We start from the raw sequence: 2,602 nt of genomic DNA on the forward strand, positions 1-2,602 counted from the left end.
TGCGCTCTTGTCAGGAGCGCACAACCGATGCCTTTTCGTATATATAAAGAGTGGGAAGGAACGGGTAAGGGCGGCAAACGGTGAAATAAGTCTGATCGCTAAGCACGTCACCTGAAAACAAAGTCCATGTGATTCACCTGCTTTCCTTCCCGGACCCGGTCGCTCCACGCTTCTTGCTTCCCTTGCTGGACGCGGAAACCGCGGGTGGTATCGCCGCGTCGCCTTCTGCCTGCGCATCGTGTTCGTTGCCTGCTTTCTGCTTTTCTTTCGCCGGCTTCGATGCCGATGCTACCTTGTTGAATTTGACCTCACCGCTGTTCTTGTCATAAGTGACGTCGGCGGTATCACCTGATTTGAGTGCATCGCTGAGCATTTCCTTCGCGAGCTTTGTTTCGATTTCCTGTCGAATCTGCCGTTTCAGTTCGCGAGCGCCGAACTCAGGCTGGTAACCCGCTTCGACCAGATGCTCGATGACGGAGTCGTCGATCTTGAGCGTGATGTCTTGCGCTGCAGCAGTGCGGATGACGCGGTCGATCTGGATCTGAACGATCGAGCGGATGTTCTCGCGCGACAGCGAGTGAAATACGATGATCTCGTCGAGACGATTCAGGAATTCGGGGCGGAAGTGACCCTTGAGCACCGTCATCAATTCGTCGCGCAAGGCCTTTTCGGTCATGCGGGCGGCTTCGGGCCGCTCGAGGTTTTCCATGATGATCGACGCACCCAGATTACTGGTCGCGATGATGATCGTGTTGCTGAAGTCCACGACACGGCCTTTCCCATCCGTCAGCCGTCCATCGTCAAAGACCTGCAGCAACACGTTGTTCACGTCCGGGTGAGCCTTCTCGATTTCGTCGAGCAGGATCACACTGTACGGGCGACGTCGGACGCGCTCGGTGAGCTGACCGCCTTCGTCGTAGCCGACATAGCCGGGCGGCGCGCCGATGAGCCGTGCCACTGCATGACGCTCCATGTATTCGGACATGTCGATGCGGATCACCGCCTGTTCATCGCCGAATACGGTTTCGGCAAGCGCTTTCGCCAGTTCCGTCTTGCCGACGCCCGTCGGTCCGAGAAACAGAAAGGTCGCGATCGGCTTGTGAGTCTGACCGAGCCCCGCGCGCGACATACGCACCGCATCGCTCACCGCGGTGACGGCATCGTCTTGTCCCACGACTCTTTCACGCAGCGTCTCTTCCATCTTGAGCAGCTTCTGGCGCTCTTCCTGCGTCAGATCGGCCACGGGAATGCCCGTGAGGCGCGAGACAACTTCCGCGATCGCTTCGACGGTCACCTCCAGCGTTTCGGAACCGGTTTTACGTTGCCACGTCTCGGTCTGCTCTTCGAGCGCCTTTTGTTTGTCGTTGATGCGATCCTCGAAGCCTTTCGCCTCGTCGAAGCGCTTGCGCGACGACGCGTAATCCTGCTCGCGCTTGAGTTGCGCAATCTCGGCTTCGAGTTCCTGCATGTCGGCAGGCCGCGAAGTGGCGCCGATGCGCACGCGTGCGGCGGCCTGGTCGATCAGATCGATGGCCTTGTCCGGAAGGAAGCGCGACGTGATGTAGCGATCGGACAATTCGGCAGCGGCGACGAACGCATCATCGGCAAACGTTACCTGATGGTGCGCTTCGAGCTTGTCGCGCAGCCCGCGCAGGATGACGATGGTCTGCTCGACAGTCGGCTCCGGTACCAGTACGGGCTGGAAACGCCGTTCGAGCGCGGCGTCCTTTTCGATGTACTTCTGGTATTCGTTCAGCGTCGTTGCGCCGATCAGGCTCAGTTCTCCACGTGCGAGCGCGGGCTTGAGCACGTTCGCGATGTCGAGTCCGCCTTCACCGCCGCCCTGGCCTGCGCCGACGATCGTATGCAACTCGTCGATGAACAGGATCAGTTCGTCCTGTTTCGCAGTGACCTCATCGATCATCTGCTTTGCGCGCTCCTCGAATTCACCGCGATACTTGGCGCCTGCCACCATCGAATTGATGTTCACTTCGACGAGCCGCTTGCCGCGAAGTACCTCGGGCACATCGCCATTGACGATCCGCTGCGCAAGGCCCTCGACGATCGCTGTCTTGCCAACGCCCGGCTCGCCGATCAGCACGGGGTTGTTCTTCTTCCGGCGCGCGAGCACCTCGATTGTGCTTTCGATTTCCTGTGCGCGCCCCAGCACAGGGTCGAGCTTGCCCTGGCGCGCCATTGCCGTCAGGTCGCGTCCGAACTTGTCGAGATTCGGTGTGCCCGTCGGCGTATCGACACGGCCGTCCTCGGCACCCTTGCCGACGACCTTCACGACTTTCTGCCGCAATGCCTCAGGCGTGACGCCATACTTTTTGAGCAGGGCGCCTGCGATGCTGTCGGGCACGGCCGTGAGGCCGATCAGCAGATGTTCGGGGCCGACGTACGAATGCCCGAGATCGCGCGACGCCTGAAACGCGTGTTGAAATGCCTTCTTCAGACGCGGGGAAATCGTCATCCTGTCGAGCGGCGTGTCGGGTTCGGCAGTTCCCGTCTGCGCGTGCTGGTCGATGTATCCCTTGATGTCTTGCGGCGACAACTTCAGTTCTTTCAACAGCGCGGCGACGATGTCGGTATCAGCGAGCAC

Annotated in this window: 1 protein-coding gene; it reads right to left on the reverse strand. The window is 59.9% G+C overall.

Annotation, left to right across the window (positions count from 1 at the left end):
* Positions 1–133: 133 nt before the first annotated feature.
* The coding region (locus J8I87_RS43670; protein WP_209938838.1) for an ATP-dependent Clp protease ATP-binding subunit at positions 134–2,602 on the reverse strand (2,469 nt) is incomplete at its 5' end.

The sequence above is a fragment of the Paraburkholderia sp. LEh10 genome (genome assembly GCF_017814945.1).
GTDB lineage: Bacteria > Pseudomonadota > Gammaproteobacteria > Burkholderiales > Burkholderiaceae > Paraburkholderia.